This is a genomic window from Mesorhizobium sp. M0296 (assembly GCF_040321675.1).
GTDB lineage: Bacteria > Pseudomonadota > Alphaproteobacteria > Rhizobiales > Rhizobiaceae > Mesorhizobium.
The window spans coordinates 92,537-108,395 of record NZ_JAMYRZ010000007.1; the positions used below are offsets into that span (position 1 = coordinate 92,537).

The window sequence follows — 15,859 nt, forward strand, 5'->3', positions numbered from 1 at the left end:
TCCCAGGCAATCCTGTTCATGGTCAATGTCATTGCGGACCAGCCTGCCATCCCGGTTCGCCGGGCCACCGATGGCCCGTGGCGCACCGCTTGGCGCAAGCTGAAAGGCGATCGTTCGGCAATATCTGCCTTCGCCGTGCTCGTCGTCATCCTGATCGCCTCGCTCGCGGCGCCGCTTTATGCGCGATACGTCTCCGGCACCGATCCATTTGTGACCAATCTCAATGGCGAGATCGTCGTCGATGGGGTGACCCAGCCGGTGCTGCAGCCCTCCACCGAAGGCCTTGGCCTCGGCATGACGCCGGTCGGGCCGACCTGGCGCATCGGCCCCTATATGCTCGGTGCCGACAACCAGGGCCGTGACGTCGCGGCGCGGCTGCTCTACGGCGGACGGGATTCGCTGTTGATCTCGGGTGCTGCAGCCGTGCTGTGCCTTGTCCTCGCGACATTCCTGGGGGTCGTTTCCGGCTTCTTCGGCGGCATCGTCGACATCGGCCTGTCGCGCATTCTCGACGTGCTCTGGGCTTTTCCGATTTTCCTGTTGGCGATTTCGTTGTCGATCGTGCTGATTGCGCAGAGTATCCAGATCGGTCCGTTCGAAATCCGCTCCGGCAGCCTGTGGCTACCGGTCTTCATCATCGGCATCGTCTATGTGCCCTATGTGGCGCGGCCGATCCGCGGCCATGTCCTGACCTTAATGCATGCCGAATTCGTCACCGCTGCGATCGGCCTTGGCGCATCGCCCTGGCGCATCCTTTTGCGCGACATCATGCCCAATGTGGTGACCCGCATCATCGTTTTCGTGCCGTTGATCCTGGCGCTCAACATGATGACGGAATCCTCGCTGTCGTTCCTGTCGATCGGCGTGCAGCCGCCGGATGCCAGCTGGGGCACGATCATCCAGGACGGCCAGGGCCTGCTCTATTCGCGGCCGGTCGTGGCACTGGCGCCGGGGCTAGCCATTGTGATCACGGTGCTGGCCCTAAACATTCTGGGCGACGGCGTGCGCGACGCGCTCGATCCGAAATCCTCGCCGAGGGGCGTCTAGTGGTTGCCGCGCTCGGCTTCCGGCTTGGCCAGATGGTGCTGGTTATGTTCGGTATCAGCGTCGTCGCTTTCCTGATCTTCTTTGCGACGCCTGGCGCTGATCCATCGGCGCGCATTGCCGGCCGCAATGCTTCGCAAGAGACGCTGATCCAGGTGCGCCACGATTTCGGTCTCGACCGGCCATTGCCGGTGCAATATGGGCTGATGATGAACCGGCTTTTCGTCAGCCGCGATCTCACCTCCTTCGTCAATCGCGGGCAGCGCGTCATCCCGACCGTGATAAGCGCCATTCCCGTGACGCTGTCGCTGGTCGGCGGCGCGGCAGTGCTGTGGGTGCTCGGCGGATTGATCGTCGGTGTGATCGCAGGCGCAACGCGCGGTACATTCATTGATCGCGCGCTGATGATCCTGAGCCTGGTAGGCGTGTCGATCCCGGTCTTCTGGCTGGGCGAGGTCGCCAACCTGCTGACGCAAAGCCGCTGGCACGACAGCTGGCTGTTTTCCTGGGTTCCTCCGCTCGGCTACATCCCCCTGACCGAGAATCCCTGGGGCTGGTTCAAGGCGCTCGTCATTCCGTGGTTCACGCTGGCAACCCTTTATGTCGGCCTCTACGGCCGGGTGCTGCGGGCAAGCCTGATCGAGATGATGCAGGAGGATTTCATCCGCACCGCCCGAGCCAAGGGGATCGGCGAGCGGCGGGTGGTGCTGCATCATGGCCTCAGGACCTCGCTGGTCGCATTTGTTACCATGTTCGGCCTCGACTTCGGTGCCCTGGTCGGTGGCGGCGCGCTGCTGACCGAAGTGGTCTTCGGACTGCAGGGCGTCGGAAAACTGACCTACGAGGCGCTGCAGACGCTCGATCTGCCGATGATCCTTGCCACGGTAATCTACGCCGCCTTCTTCGTGGTGATGGCAAACTTCGTCGTCGACGTGGTCTTCGTCTTCATCGACCCGAGGGCTCGCGATGTCGGCTGATGCTCCTCTTCTGGTGGTCAAGGACCTCACCGTCTCCTTCCGCAGCGACGAGGGCCTGGTGCGCGCGGTGGGAGGTGTTTCGTTCTCCGTCGAGCAGCGCGAGATCGTCGGTGTGGTCGGCGAATCCGGTTCGGGCAAAAGCCAGACCTTGCTCGCCATTATGGGGTTGATCGACAGCCCCAACGCTATCGTCTCCGGTTCCATCCGTTTCATGGGACAGGAGCTGATCGGGCTCAAGCGGCGTGCGCTCGATGCCATTCGCGGCCGCCAGATCGCGATGATCTTCCAGGATCCGATGTCTGCGCTCACCCCGGTGCATACGATCGGCAACCAGATCGGCGAGCAGGTCCGCGCGCATGAAAAAGTGTCGGCGAAAGCGGCACGGGCGAGGGCCGTGCAATTGCTGGATGCGGTCGGCATCGCAAATCCGGATCGGGTCATCGACAGCTACCCGCACCAGCTTTCCGGCGGTATGCGCCAGCGCGCGGTGATTGCCATGGCGCTCTCGTGCAACCCGGCGCTGCTCGTCGCGGATGAACCGACTACAGCCCTCGATGTTACCGTGCAGGCGCAGATCCTCGAACTGATCGGACGATTGCGCGACCAGTTCGGTTCCGCTGTGATCCTGGTCACGCACGATCTTGGCGTCGTCGCCGAAGTCGCGGACCGGGTACTGGTGATGTATGGCGGACGCTTTGTCGAGGAGGGCGGCAAGAGCAGCGTGTTCCGGGCGCCGCTGCATCCCTACACATGGGGCTTGTTCGGCTCGATCCCGCCGATGGAGGGACCACGTTCAGCCCGGCTCGCTGCCATTCCGGGAATTCCGCCGTCGCTCTCCAACCTGCCGAAAGGCTGCGCCTTCAGCCCCCGCTGCGCCTTTCGCCATGACGCCTGTCTGGTTCAACTGCCGATCATGCAAGGCGAGAGGCATCGCGCCGCGTGCCTGTTGCCGGAGCCTACGCGCAGACAATTCGCTGCCCAGAGGCCTGGCGGCGTGGTGGAGATGCAACGATGAATGCCATGCCACGCGAACGTCCGCTGCTTCGTGCCGGCGACCTGTCGAAGCGCTATAGCGTCGGCCGCTCGATCTTCCCGGCGCAGCGCCGGACCGTGCATGCGGTTGATACGGTGTCGCTCGACATCTGGCCCGGGGAGACCCTCGGCATCGTCGGCGAGTCCGGTTGCGGCAAATCCACGCTTGGCCGGTGTCTGGTGCGTCTGACCGAAATCAGCTCGGGGTCGCTGGAATTCGAGGGCCGCGACATCAGCGACGCCTCCCAGCGCCAGCTTCGTCCGTTGCGGCGGCAGATGCAGATGGTCTTTCAGGATCCCAGCGCTTCGCTCAATCCGCGCCGGCGGGTCGGCGATCTGCTGGCCGATCCGTTCCGCATCCATGAACGCCTCTCGGCATCGGAAATGGCGGACCGCGTGGCCGAGCTCCTGCGCCGGGTCGACTTGTCGCCCCAGCACGCATCGCGCTACCCGCACGAATTCTCCGGCGGCCAGCGCCAGCGTATCGGCATCGCCCGCGCGCTGGCGCTGCGGCCACGGCTGATCGTGGCCGACGAGCCGGTCTCGGCGCTCGACGTGTCGATCCAGGCGCAGATCGTCAATCTGCTCGCCGACCTGCGCGAGGAGTACAACCTGACTTATGTGTTCATCGCTCACGACCTTTCCGTGGTGCGTCAGATCTCGAGCCGTGTGGCGGTGATGTATCTGGGATCGATCGTGGAGAGCGGGCCGACCGACGAGGTCTTTGCGGCGCCCAGACATCATTACACCGCGGCGCTGCGTTCCGCCGTGCCGATACCCAGCATCGACCGGGCGCGGCGCGGCCGGCTGGTGCTCAAGGGTGACCTGCCCAGCCCGATGAGCCCACCCTCAGGGTGCCGGTTCCACACCCGTTGCCCAGCTGCCACCCCGATCTGCCGCAGCGACCGTCCGCTTCTCCAAAGCATTGGCGAGGGCCGCCTGGTTGCTTGCCATCATCCAGCCGGCGGTTGACGAGGGAATTCTCGTTCAGCGATATCGGATCAGGACCGTTCAGCCGTAATCGTCGCTTCGGCGAGAATAGAGGCCGATCTGGACGCCGCACGATCCGACGCTATGACGATGATCTTCGGAATACCCGTTCAGGCATTCCTCGGCCAATTGCTGGTCGGCCTCATCAACGGCTCGTTCTACGCAATGTTGAGCCTGGGCCTGGCTGTCATATTCGGCCTGATGCGCGTCATCAATTTTGCCCACGGCGCGCTCTATATGCTCGGCGCCTTCGTCGGGTACCTGCTTCTCACCCGGTTTGGCATCGGCTACTGGCCGGCTCTGATCCTGTCGCCGCTGATCGTCGGCGGCTTCGGCGTCGTGGTCGAGCGCCTGGCGCTGTCGAGGCTTTACGACATCGACCCGCTCTACGGGTTGCTTTTCACCTTTGGCCTCGCGCTCGTGCTCGAAGGAGTGTTCCGTTACTACTATGGCGTATATGGCGTATCGGGAAGCCCTTATTCCGTGCCGCCGCTGCTCTCGGGAGGAACCGATCTCGGCTTCATGTTCCTGCCTAATTACCGCGGCTGGGTAGTGGTCGCCTCGATGATCGTCTGTTTTGGCACCTGGGCGCTGATTGAGAAGACCAGGCTGGGCTCCTATCTGCGGGCGGCGACGGAGAACCCCGGGCTGGTGCAGGCTTTCGGCGTCAACGTGCCGTTGCTGCTGACCCTCACCTACGGCCTCGGCGCCGCTCTTGCCGGGCTTGCGGGGGTTCTCGCCGCGCCGATCTATCAGGTGAGCCCGCTGATGGGATCTGACCTCATCATCGTCGTCTTCGCCGTCGTCGTGGTCGGCGGCATGGGATCGATCCTCGGGGCGATCGTCACCGGTTACATGCTTGGCCTCGCCGAAGGCCTGACCAAGGTCTTCTATCCCGAAGCCTCCAATCTGGTGGTCTTCGTCATCATGGCAATCGTGCTTCTGGTCCGGCCAGCCGGCCTGTTCGGAAGGGATGCCTGAGATGGCCGAACTGACACTTCGCGAGACGTGTGCCAAGAATTCGGCACGGCTTGAATGGGCGCTGGTCGGGCTCGGCATCCTGGCGCCGCCGGTGGCGCCTTTCTTCGTCTATCCGATCTTCCTTATGAAGATGCTGTGCTTTGCGCTGTTTGCCTGCGCGTTCAACCTTCTGCTCGGCTACACTGGGCTGTTGTCCTTCGGCCATGCGACATTCTTCGGCGGGGCGGCCTATTTCACCGCATACGCGGTCAAGGTCTGGGGCTGCCCGCCGGAAGCGGGCATCCTGCTCGGTGTCCTGGGAGCTGCGCTGCTCGGCCTTGTGATGGGCTTCTTTGCCATCCGCCGGTAAGGCATCTATTTCGCCATGATCACGCTGGCGCTGTCGCAGATGTTCTTCTTCTTCTGCGTGCAGGCGCCGTTCACCGGAGGTGAGGACGGCATCCAGGGCGTGCCGCGCGGCAGGCTGCTTGGAATGCTCGACGTGAACGTCTCGATGAACATCTATTATTTCGTGCTGGCGGTCTTCCTGATCGGCGTGTTCGCCATCTGGCGCATCATCAACTCGCCTTTCGGCATGATCCTGCGTTCCATCCGGGAAAACGAGAGCCGGGCCATTTCGCTCGGCTATTCCGTCGCCAACTACAAGCTGGCGGCTTTCGTCATGTCGGCAACATTGGCCGGGCTGGCCGGCGCGCTCAAGGCGATCGTTTTTCAGTTTGCCACGCTCACCGACGTCACCTGGCAGATGTCGGGCGAGGTGATCCTGATGACGCTCCTCGGCGGCATCGGCACCATGGCCGGGCCGATCATCGGCGCCAGTCTGGTCGTCGGCCTGGAAAACACGCTCGCCACCTCGAACTTTCCGGTGACCATCGCCACCGGCCTGACCTTCATGGCCTGCGTGCTGGTTTTCCGGCGCGGTATTGTCGGTGAGGTCTATGCGCGGTTTCTCGGGCCAAAGGGTGACGCGAAAGACTGAACGGCTCAGTTCCGCCTCGCTAGGCGATGCGTAAGCCTTGCGCGTCGAGAAGCACGCAGCCCAGCGGGTCGAAGCAGACATCGACCGCTTCGCCTTCACGCAGCGGCTGGCCGTCGATCAACGTGTTGGCGCGCACCAGCGTGCCGGCGCCGATGTCGATCTCGTAGACCGCATTGCCGCCGAGATAGGAGGTCGAGACGATCCGTCCCGCCAGCCTGTTGGCAGCACCGGCGGTACCGACGGTAAGCTTCTGCGGGCGAACGACGACGGTGACCGCGCTGCCGGTCGCGAGCGCCTTCGGCGCGGCCGCCTTTACGACATGGCCGGTGGCCAGCGCGATCGTCGCCATCTTGCCGTCCATCACTGTCACGCTGCCGGGCAGCATGTTGGCCTTGCCAAGGAAATTGGCGACGAATGCGGTGGCCGGCTGGTCATAGACCTGCGCGGGGGAGCCGTTCTGCTCGATCAGGCCGGCGTTCATCACGACAATGTGGTCGGACATCGACAAGGCTTCTTCCTGGTCGTGCGTCACGAAGATAGCGGTGATGCCCGTCTCCCTCTGGATTTTCTTGATCTCGACGCGCATGTCCTCGCGCATATTGGCGTCGAGCGCCGACAAGGGCTCGTCCAGCAGCAGCACTTCCGGCTCGAAGACGATGGCGCGGGCCAGTGCGATGCGTTGCTGCTGGCCGCCCGAGAGCTGCGACGGCAGCTTTGTCTCACTGCCGGGCAGCCGCACCATATCCAGCGCCTTCTTGACCCGGCGCACGATTTCCGGTTTCGGCACGTTTCGGTATTTCAGGCCGAATGCGACGTTGTCGAAGACGTTCTTGTGCGGAAAGAGCGCGTAGTTCTGGAACACCAGACCAATGTTGCGCTTGTAGATCGGGATGTCGTCGACCCGCTTTCCGCCGATCGAGATCTGGCCACCGGAGATGTCGACCAGGCCCGCGATCGATCGCAGGATCGTCGTCTTGCCGCACCCGGACGGCCCCAGCAAGGTGACGAAACTACCCTTGTGGATCGCCAGTGAAAAATCGCGCACAGCGGCGAACTTGCCGTAAAAAATATCGATGTCGCGAAACTCGACCGCAGGCTTTTCTATAGGCTGCTGCCTCTCGCTCTGGGCGAGCGGGTCGCCATTAGCCCCGGCCGAAGCCGGCCGGGGCTGCGGGTCGTGGCTGTTGTCGTCATGCACCTTTCGACACCCTGTCCCATTGCTTGGTCCAGGCGTCTTCGTTCTTCGCCCAGTAGAGCGGATCGGCGAAGGTCAGCGATTTCATCGATCCAGTCGGGTCGAAGGCCGGAAGCGTCGCGATCTTGTCGGTCAGCTTCACCTTGGTGGGGTCAAGCGATGGCGGATAGTTCTGGCCCTCGGCGACGGCGATCGACGTGGCCGGATCCAGCATGAAGTTGATCAGTTCCTCGCATTCGGCCATCGGCGAACCCTTGAGCACTAGCATATCCTCCATCCACGCGTATGAGCCGGCAGGGTCGAGATAGCCGATCGGCTGGCCCTGCTGCTGCAGGGCGGCGACACGTCCTGACCAGGCATCGGTGACGACGATCTCGTTGCGCGAAAGGAGGTCCATCAGTTCCGCGCCGGAACTCCAGAATTTCTTGGCCAGGTCGCGTGTCTCGCGAACCTTGGCCCAGACGACGTCCATGTCCTGAATGTTGTTGGGGTCCTGTTTCGTCTGCAGCGCCGCATACCAGACGCGCGTCGTCATATCGGCGTAGCCGCCGATCTTGCCGGCATATTTCGTGTCGGTAAGCAGGTTGGCGCCCTTTTCCTTGGCTTCCTCCGGCGAGATGACCTTGTTGTTGTAGGCGATGCCGGTGGTGCCGTAATCATATGGCACTGCCGACAGCTTCGGCGTGATCTTGCGGAACGGCTCGATCATGGCGGTCAGGACATTCGCCATGTTCGGAATGTTCGCCTCGTTGATCTCCGAATTGAAACCGCCATTGACGTATTTGATGTAGTAGTTGACGCCGGAAGAATGGACGATCTGGAAGTCGCCTGGTTTCGACGTCTTGATCTTGGTGATGATCTCGTTCTCGTCGCCAAAGGTACCCTGGACGACCTTGACCTTGGACTTGGCGGTGTAAGGCTGGAACGCGTACTTATCGATCGCCTCCTGCACCACGCCGCCCCATCCGTCGAAGCGCACTTCCGAAACCGCGGCCAGCGCCCGTCCCATCCAGGGCACGGAAAGCCCGGTGGCGGCGGCAGCGGCGGCCGTCAGCGTCAGGAATGATCGCCGGCTGATGTCGCCATTGGCATAGCGTTCGTTGAGCCGTTCCAGTCGTTTGGTGGTTGTCAGTTTCATTTCCATTCTCCCATTTTCATTTTCACTTGCCTGCCTTGAACCAGGTGAGGCTTTGCAGGATGAGCCCGCCAGCCAAGGGAATGCCGACCGTCAAAAGGATCATGATGGTTCCGAGCGCGTTCACCTCAGGGCTGATCGAGATCTTCAGCATCGAAAGGATTTGCGTCGGCATGGTCTCGACGCCCGCCGGCCGCCAGAACAGGCTGGCCGAGGTGTTGTCGAACGAAATGGTGAAAGCGAGCAGAACACTGGCAAGCACTGCGGGAATGAGCAGCGGCAGCGTGATTTCGCGGAATGTCGACACACGCGGCGCCCCGAGCGAAAGCGCCGCCTCCTCATAGGAGCGTTTTATGCCGACCATGCGCGCCTGGACGATCAGCACCACGTAGGGGAGCGTGAGCAGAATGTGGCCGAGCACCAGCAGCGTCATGCTGCGCGGCTGGTCGACGGCTTTGATCATGACCAGCAGGCCGACGCCGAGTATCGTTTCGGGGACCAGCGCGGGAAGAATGACAAGCGTGTTGATCGCCTGCTTGCCACGGAACTCGAAGCGCACCAGCGCCAATGCCGCCATGATGCCGAGCAGCGTCGTCACCGTTGCCGTCACCAGGGCAATCCACATCGATGTCCGGAAAGCGTCGAGAACCGGCTCGTTGGTGAGCAGCTTTTCGTACCATCGCAGGCTGAAGCCGGTGAGGGGAAAGCCGCCGAACATCGAGGCGTTGAAGGAAAGCACGACCGTGGCGAGGATCGGCGCAAACATGAAGACGTAGACGCACACCGTGATCGCGCCGGTCAGCCGCCACGCCCATCTGCCTTCGCGATCGGGATGATCCGCTCTCATGCACTGAGGCCCTTCATGATCTGCGATAGGCCCATATAGCGGCTGTAGGCGGCCGCGGCCGCGCCGAGCAGAATGAACAGGACGATGGAAAGCGTGGCGCCCATCGGCCAATTGAGCTGCCCCATGATGGTGTCGTAGATCAAGTTGCCGAACAGCGCATCGCGGCTGCCGCCGAGCAGCTGCGGCGTCACATAGGAGCCGGCCGCCAGCACGAAGCAGAGCAGCAGCCCGGCGCCCAGCCCCGGCATCGATAGCGGCAGGGTCACTTCGCGAAACGCCTGCGCGCTGGTACAGCCCATCGAGCGGGCGGCGGCGATCAGCGTGCGGTCGATGCTTTCCAGGCTGACATAGACGTTCAGGATCATATAGGGCAGCAGAAAATGCAGCAGCCCCATGATGACGGCGCCCTCGGTGTAGAGCATTGGCAACGGTTCGTTGATAACCCCCAGCCTGATGAGCACGACGTTGATCAGCCCCTGTTCGCCGAGAATATGGATCCACGAGAATGTCCGGATGGTGAAGCTGATCCAGAACGGCACGATGAGCAGCAGCAACAACAGCCATTTGTGCCTGAAGGTCGTGGCCCAGATGAAATAGGCGGGGAAATAGCCAAGGATCGCGCAGATCACAGCGGTGATGGCGCCGACGCGAACGGTCTTCCAAAGAAAACCGTGATAGTAGCTGTCGGTGAGGAATTCCTTCCAGTTGTCGAAGGTCAGCACCGCCGACTCCACCCCCGCGGTGACGAAGGTGAAAAACGTGTAGACCGTCATCATCGCGATCGGCAGCAGCAGAAGCAGGGTAAGCAGTAAAAGCACAGGCGCGACGAGGACCCAGGCCAGTCGCTGATCGTATAATTTCCACCCTTTGGTCACGACCCGTCCAACCACTTTATGTGCAAGCCGCCATCACCGGGCTCGGCTCCGGACTAGATTGGGCGATCGGCGTTCAGGTGTCCACTCTGCATATGGCTCCTGCACAAATTCTGTGCAGGGCCACCGCGCGACCCTCGCCCTGCCGGATTCAACAAATTGCCCGGCGTTCCGCCTGCATGTTGATTAAATCAGATATCCCGATATACAGGGTAATTTCGGATATAGATTTTACATGGGCCGGACAATTTCATGAGTCGCAATTTTCTGGTGATTGAACCTGAGGAAGGCATTGCCGTGCTCAAGGGGCTTGCCTCCTCGGCGCGGATCTCGATGCTGAAACTGCTGCATGAGAAGGGGCCGATGAATGTCAACGAAATCGCCGCCGTGCTGTCGCTTCCGCAGTCGACCGTCTCGACCAACATCCAGGTGCTGGAGGATGCGGGGTTGATCCGCACCGAGAACCTGAAAGCGAAGAAAGGCAGTCAGAAAATCTGTTATCCGATGGCCGAAGAAGTGCTCGTCGTGTTCAAGAGCGAATATCGTGCGGTCAAGAACGACGCGATCGAAGTGTCGATGCCGATCGGGCTTTATACCGGCTTCGAGGTTACCGCGCCCTGCGGCCTTTGTTCGCCAGACGGCATCATCGGTCTGCTCGATGTTCCCAACACTTTCCTCGATCCGGACCGCATGAAAGCTGGTCTGCTATGGTTCACGCGCGGTTTTGTCGAATACCAGTTCCCCAACAATGCCAAGCTCGCCAATGCCGAGATCACCGGACTCGAAGTTGCGATAGAGCTGTCTTCGGAAGTGCCGGGTACCAGCGCCGATTGGCCCTCGGACATCACGCTGACGATCAATGGCGTCGATGTCGGCACCTGGACGTCGCCGGGGGATTTCGGCGACAAGCGCGGCGTCTTCACGCCCTCCTGGTGGAAGCTCAAGGGCTCGCAATACGGTAAGCTGAAGAACTGGCGAATTGCCAATGACGGCACCCATGTCGACGGCCTCAGGATTTCCGAAACCGGCCTCGCCGCACTCGATCTGAAGAGCCATCATTCAATCCGCGTCCGTATCGGCGTCAAGGACGACGCCAAGCGCCCCGGCGGGATCAATATTTTCGGCAAGGGCTTTGGAAATTACGATCAGGACATCCTGCTCAGGATCAAAACTGGTTGATATCATGAAACCGGGTTCTGAAGATAACGCAGCAATTTCAACTATCTGGCTTTCTGCTGTGCCAAAGCGTTCGTCTAATTGTCCTACATTTGGGTATTTTGGCTTGACGAAGGGCTACCAATTCCTCTTTGATATCGGGCAAGATGATTTAAATCATCGTTTGTGATATCGATGGGAGGAATGCATGAAGGCAGCCGTCACGGCTCATCCGCATTATGTCGTCTCGGAAATCGATCCGAGGCTCTACGGATCCTTCATCGAGCATCTGGGGCGGGCAGTTTACACCGGCATCTATGAGCCCGGCCATCCGACAGCGGATGCCAACGGCATGCGTCAAGACGTCATCGATCTCGTCAGGGAACTCAATGTTCCGATCGTCCGCTATCCCGGCGGCAATTTCGTCTCGGCCTACAATTGGGAAGACGGCATTGGCCCCAAGGAACAGCGCCCAGTGCGCCTCGACCTCGCCTGGCACACATCGGAAAGCAACGAAGTCGGCCTGCATGAATTTGCCGATTGGTGCACCTCCGCCAACACCGAGATGATGCTTGCCGTCAATCTCGGCTCGCGCGGCCTCGATGAAGCCCGCAACCTGCTGGAGTACGCCAACCATCCCGGCGGCAGCAAATGGAGCGACAGGCGCATCGCCAACGGCCGCAAGGAGCCGTTCGACGTCAAGCTCTGGTGCCTCGGCAATGAAATGGATGGCCCTTGGCAGATCGGCCACAAGACCGCGGACGAGTATGGCCGGCTGGCGCATGAGACGGCCAAGGCCATGCGCGCCTTCTCCAAGTCACTCGAGCTGGTGGTCTGCGGCTCTTCGAATGCCAAGATGCCGACCTACCCTGAATGGGAAGCGACGGTTCTCGACCATACCTACAACGAGGTCGACTACATCTCGCTGCACATGTATTTCGACAACGAAGCCAACGACGCTCCGAACTATCTCGCCATGAGCGAAAAGCTCGACGACTACATTGTCTCGGTCGCCGGCGTCATCGAGTATATCAAGGCCAAGAAGCGCTCCAACAAGCAGGTCTACATCTCGTTCGACGAATGGAACGTCTGGTACCATTCCAAGGAGCAGGACAGGAAGATACTCGGCGGCAGCAACGGCTGGCCGTTCGCCCCGCCGTTGCTCGAAGACATCTATAATTTCGAGGATGTGCTGCAGGTCGGCCTGATCCTCAACACCTTCATCCGCCGTTCCGATGTCGTCAAGATCGCCTGCCTGGCACAACTGGTCAATGTCATCGCGCCGATCATGACCGTTCCGAATGGCCCGGCATGGCGACAGACGATTTTTTATCCCTATCTGTTTGCTTCTAACCATGGTCGCGGCAATGCGCTGGATCTCAAGGTGGAAAGCCCGACCTACAAATCCAGCGTTGCGGGCGACGTCGCCTATGTCGATGTTGCCGGCGTGCACGACAGGCAAACCGGCCACGTCACCTTCTTCGCCGTCAACCGCCATTCGAGCGAGGCAATCGAAACAGTGGTCGACCTCACCGGCTTCGGCGCGGCGGAGATCGTCGATCACCAGGTGATGGCACACGCCGATCTGAAAGCCGTCAATTCGGCCGAAAACCCTGGCAATGTCGGCCTCAGGAAGGGTGAGGGCGCCTCGCTCGCCGGCGGCAAGCTGAGCCTGTCACTGCCGGCCTATTCCTACCAGGTCATACGCCTGAGGCTCTGAGTTCAGGCGGATCATCGAGAAAGCGCAAACGCTGAGGAGGAGCGTCGACGTGACGGCCGATATCGAGATCAGGAACGTGAGCAAGCAGTTCGGTGCCATGACGGTGCTGGATCATCTGTCGCTCTCCATAAGGGCACGCGAATTCATCGTGTTCCTGGGCCCGTCCGGCTGCGGAAAATCGACGCTTCTTCGAATGATTGCCGGGCTCGAAGCTGTCGATAGCGGCGAGATTGCCATCAACAACGAGCGCATCGATCATCTGCCACCGGGCAAGCGCGGCATTGCCATGGTGTTCCAGTCCTATGCGCTTTATCCGCATATGACGGTGCGCGACAACATGGCCTTCGGGCTTGCGAATATCGGCGTACCAGGCAAGGTCATCGAGGCGCGCATCAACGAAGCCGCCCGCATCCTCGAAATGCCGCATCTGCTCGATCGCAAGCCGGGCCAGCTCTCCGGCGGCCAGCGCCAGCGCGTCGCCATCGGCCGTGCGATCGTCAAGGAGCCGAAGGCCTTTCTGTTCGACGAGCCGCTTTCCAATCTCGATGCGGCGTTGCGCACCCGCACCCGCATCGAGCTTGCCCAGCTTCACCAGCGGCTGCAATCGACGATGATCTTCGTCACCCATGACCAGGTCGAGGCAATGACGCTGGCCGACCGCATCGTCGTCATGAACAATCGCAAGATCGACCAGATCGGTACCCCGATGGAGATCTACGAGCGCCCGGCGACCAAATTCGTCGCGGGTTTCATCGGCGCGCCGGCGATGAACTTCGTCGATGCGACGCTTGACAGATCCGGCGAGAACGCCACGGCCAGGTTTGCGGACGGCGTCTCGGTGCAGACCGAGATCGCCTCCAGCCAACTGACCGATGGCAAGTACACTTTCGGCATCCGTTCTGAAGACGTGCGCATCGTTGCGGCCGGACAGGGCAATGCCGGCGGCGTGGTCGATGTGCTCGAGCGGCTCGGCGAACGCACCCTGATCTACGCGCGGCTGGGCGATGGCCAGCAGATCGTCGGCTCGGATGCCGGCAACAGCCGCGTCGCCGTCGGCGACAGAATCGGGCTCGCCTTTGATGGCCAGAAATCGCATCTGTTCAACGAGACCGGCCGCGCCTGGCATGCGAGGGAGGCCTGAGATGGCTGACCGGCTGGCGATGTCCCCGACCGCGACGCTTGCTGTCGGCGTCAGAGCCCCTACCGCCGACATCTATGCGCCGCAATGGCGAAACGTCATTTTCGTTGCGCCATTCTTGTTCTTCTTCACCACGCTGCTGCTCTTCCCGCTGCTCTGGGGGATGTGGCTGAGTTTCCACAAGGCCGACACGTTCTCGTCCGGAAATTTTGTCGGTCTCGGCAATTACGCCAGGCTGTATCACGACAAGGTCTTCCTGCAATCGATCTGGAACACCTTCTATTTCGTGCTTCTGACGGTGCCGACGCTGGCGCTGATCGGCCTTTTCCTGGCGCTTTGCCTCAACCGCCGCACGCGCACTGCCGCGGTTTTGCGGACGCTGTTCTTTTCCTCGTCGGTGCTGTCGGTCACCATCGTCACGCTGATCTGGCGCATCGTCTTCATTCCGAATGTCGGCCTGTTGTCGACGATCTACGGGTGGTTCGGCGCAACGGCTCCGGCCTTCATTTCCGATCCCAGCCTGGCGATGGTCGGCATCGCCATTGCCACCATCTGGTGGTGCATCGGCCTGCCGATGATGCTCTTTCTCTCAGCACTCCAGCAGATCCCGCAGGACATTTACGAGGCGGCAGCGCTGGACAATGCCAATCGCTGGCAGACGCTGCGGTCGATCACGCTGCCGTCGATCAAGCGGACCTTCATCCTGGTGATCATCATCCAGATCGTGCTGCAATTCCAGCTGTTCGGCCAGGCCTGGCTGATGACGCGCGGCGGTCCGAACAATCTGACCAAGCCGATCGTGCTCTACATCTACGATACCGCATTCCGTCGCTGGGATCTCGGCCTGGGCGCCGCTGCATCGGAAATCCTGTTCATGCTCATCCTAGTCGCGGCCATGGCCCAGTACCTGGTGACACGCAGCAGGGGAGACCAGGCATGAGCGCCCCAGCAGCTTCCATCAAGGGCCGGGCATTTGGCGACCATTTGTTATTGGCCCTGGTCATCCTGCTTTCGATCATCATGATCGCGCCGGTTCTGTGGGTCATCGGCCTGTCACTCAAGGACAATACGGAGCTGATGGCCGATCCGAACTCGGTGTTTCACGCACCCTATACGCTGAAGAACTACATCAACACCGTCGGCACCTCGTCGGTGTTCATCTGGGTGCGCAACAGCATCATCGTCTCGGGCGGATTGACGCTCGGCACGTTGATCCTGTCGTCGCTCGCCGGCTACGGCTTTGCACGGCTGAATTTCCCCGGCCGAGACGTGCTGTTCGTGATCGTGCTGTTCGGTCTGGCGGTCCCGGAACAGGCCGTGCTTGTCGCCCGTCACCAGATCTTCAGCATGCTGAAGTTCCACAACACCTATCAAGGGCTCATTCTGCCGGGCCTTTCGGCTCCGTTCGGTGTCTTCCTGATGACCCAGTATTTCAAGGCCATCCCGAAGGAGCTGGACGAAGCCGCCATGCTCGATAACGCCAGCCGGCTCAGAATTTTCTGGAAGGTGCTTCTGCCGCTCACGCTGCCTGCGCAGGCGACGCTCGGCATCTTCACCTTTCTCGGCGCCTGGAACGACTACTTCTGGCCGCTGATTTCGGCGACGAAGAAGGACATGTTCACGCTGACGGTCGGCATGGCCTCGACCCAGACCAACTTCGCCCAGTCCGAAGGCATCGGCTTCCTGATGGCGCAGGCGGTGTTCGCCGGTGCACCGATCCTGATCGTCTACCTGTTCTTCCAGAAATACATCGTCACGGCGGTCTCCGGCGCTGCGGTGAGATAACGAAGATTG

14 protein-coding genes and 1 pseudogene are annotated in these 15,859 nt (G+C 61.2%); 11 read left to right on the top strand and 4 right to left on the bottom strand.

Going from position 1 to position 15,859, the window contains the following annotated elements; genetic code table 11:
- Window positions 1-18: 18 nt before the first annotated feature.
- From NKI97_RS09560 to NKI97_RS09585, 6 genes and pseudogenes are all read left to right on the top strand, one after another.
- Entirely contained in the window at window positions 19-1,047 is a 1,029-nt protein-coding gene (locus tag NKI97_RS09560; RefSeq protein ID WP_352833727.1) for an ABC transporter permease, read from the top strand.
- Window positions 1,047-2,021, top strand: a complete 975-nt coding sequence (locus tag NKI97_RS09565) for an ABC transporter permease (RefSeq protein WP_023675638.1) — start codon at window positions 1,047-1,049, stop codon at window positions 2,019-2,021. Before NKI97_RS09560 ends, NKI97_RS09565 begins: the two co-directional genes overlap by 1 nt.
- On the top strand, window positions 2,011-3,036 hold the full coding sequence (locus NKI97_RS09570; protein ID WP_352449666.1) for an ABC transporter ATP-binding protein: 1,026 nt from the start codon (window positions 2,011-2,013) through the stop codon (window positions 3,034-3,036). Before NKI97_RS09565 ends, NKI97_RS09570 begins: the two co-directional genes overlap by 11 nt.
- Window positions 3,033-4,025, top strand: a complete 993-nt coding sequence (locus NKI97_RS09575) for an ABC transporter ATP-binding protein (RefSeq protein ID WP_352449665.1) — start codon at window positions 3,033-3,035, stop codon at window positions 4,023-4,025. Before NKI97_RS09570 ends, NKI97_RS09575 begins: the two co-directional genes overlap by 4 nt.
- Before the next feature lie 102 nt (window positions 4,026-4,127).
- Window positions 4,128-5,024, top strand: a complete 897-nt coding sequence (locus NKI97_RS09580; protein ID WP_352833730.1) for a branched-chain amino acid ABC transporter permease — start codon at window positions 4,128-4,130, stop codon at window positions 5,022-5,024.
- A 1-nt stretch (window position 5,025) separates the two neighbouring features.
- A pseudogene (locus tag NKI97_RS09585) lies at window positions 5,026-6,003 on the top strand (branched-chain amino acid ABC transporter permease).
- Between the two features lie 19 nt (window positions 6,004-6,022).
- Here the strand turns inward: NKI97_RS09585 and NKI97_RS09590 are convergent.
- Genes NKI97_RS09590 through NKI97_RS09605 form a run of 4 tightly spaced genes read right to left on the bottom strand, consistent with a single transcriptional unit; the run spans window position 6,023 to window position 10,055 of the window.
- Window positions 6,023-7,201, bottom strand: coding sequence for an ABC transporter ATP-binding protein (locus tag NKI97_RS09590; RefSeq protein ID WP_352743549.1), 1,179 nt, complete (start codon window positions 7,199-7,201; stop codon window positions 6,023-6,025).
- Entirely contained in the window at window positions 7,194-8,336 is a 1,143-nt protein-coding gene (locus NKI97_RS09595; RefSeq protein ID WP_352743551.1) for an extracellular solute-binding protein, read from the bottom strand. Before NKI97_RS09595 ends, NKI97_RS09590 begins: the two co-directional genes overlap by 8 nt.
- 22 nt (window positions 8,337-8,358) lie before the next feature.
- Window positions 8,359-9,180: an ABC transporter permease gene (locus NKI97_RS09600; protein ID WP_352743553.1), complete on the bottom strand. Its 822-nt coding sequence runs from the start codon at window positions 9,178-9,180 to the stop codon at window positions 8,359-8,361.
- Window positions 9,177-10,055, bottom strand: a complete 879-nt coding sequence (locus tag NKI97_RS09605) for an ABC transporter permease (protein ID WP_352833733.1) — start codon at window positions 10,053-10,055, stop codon at window positions 9,177-9,179. Before NKI97_RS09605 ends, NKI97_RS09600 begins: the two co-directional genes overlap by 4 nt.
- Before the next feature lie 249 nt (window positions 10,056-10,304).
- On the opposite strand from NKI97_RS09605, the gene NKI97_RS09610 reads away from it, so the two are divergent.
- From NKI97_RS09610 to NKI97_RS09630, 5 genes are all read left to right on the top strand, one after another.
- Window positions 10,305-11,231 (top strand): ArsR/SmtB family transcription factor, encoded by a 927-nt coding sequence (locus tag NKI97_RS09610; protein WP_352449660.1) that lies wholly within the window; start codon window positions 10,305-10,307, stop codon window positions 11,229-11,231.
- A gap of 184 nt (window positions 11,232-11,415) precedes the next feature.
- A complete protein-coding gene (gene arfA, locus NKI97_RS09615) occupies window positions 11,416-12,927 on the top strand; it encodes an arabinosylfuranosidase ArfA (protein ID WP_352743557.1) in 1,512 nt (503 codons plus the stop codon).
- 49 nt (window positions 12,928-12,976) lie between these two features.
- Window positions 12,977-14,068: an ABC transporter ATP-binding protein gene (locus NKI97_RS09620; RefSeq protein WP_352833736.1), complete on the top strand. Its 1,092-nt coding sequence runs from the start codon at window positions 12,977-12,979 to the stop codon at window positions 14,066-14,068.
- Between the two features lie 19 nt (window positions 14,069-14,087).
- Complete coding sequence (locus tag NKI97_RS09625) at window positions 14,088-15,005, top strand: carbohydrate ABC transporter permease (protein WP_502901435.1); 918 nt, start codon at window positions 14,088-14,090, stop codon at window positions 15,003-15,005.
- Window positions 15,002-15,850, top strand: coding sequence for a carbohydrate ABC transporter permease (locus NKI97_RS09630; protein ID WP_352449656.1), 849 nt, complete (start codon window positions 15,002-15,004; stop codon window positions 15,848-15,850). Before NKI97_RS09625 ends, NKI97_RS09630 begins: the two co-directional genes overlap by 4 nt.
- Window positions 15,851-15,859: the final 9 nt, after the last annotated feature.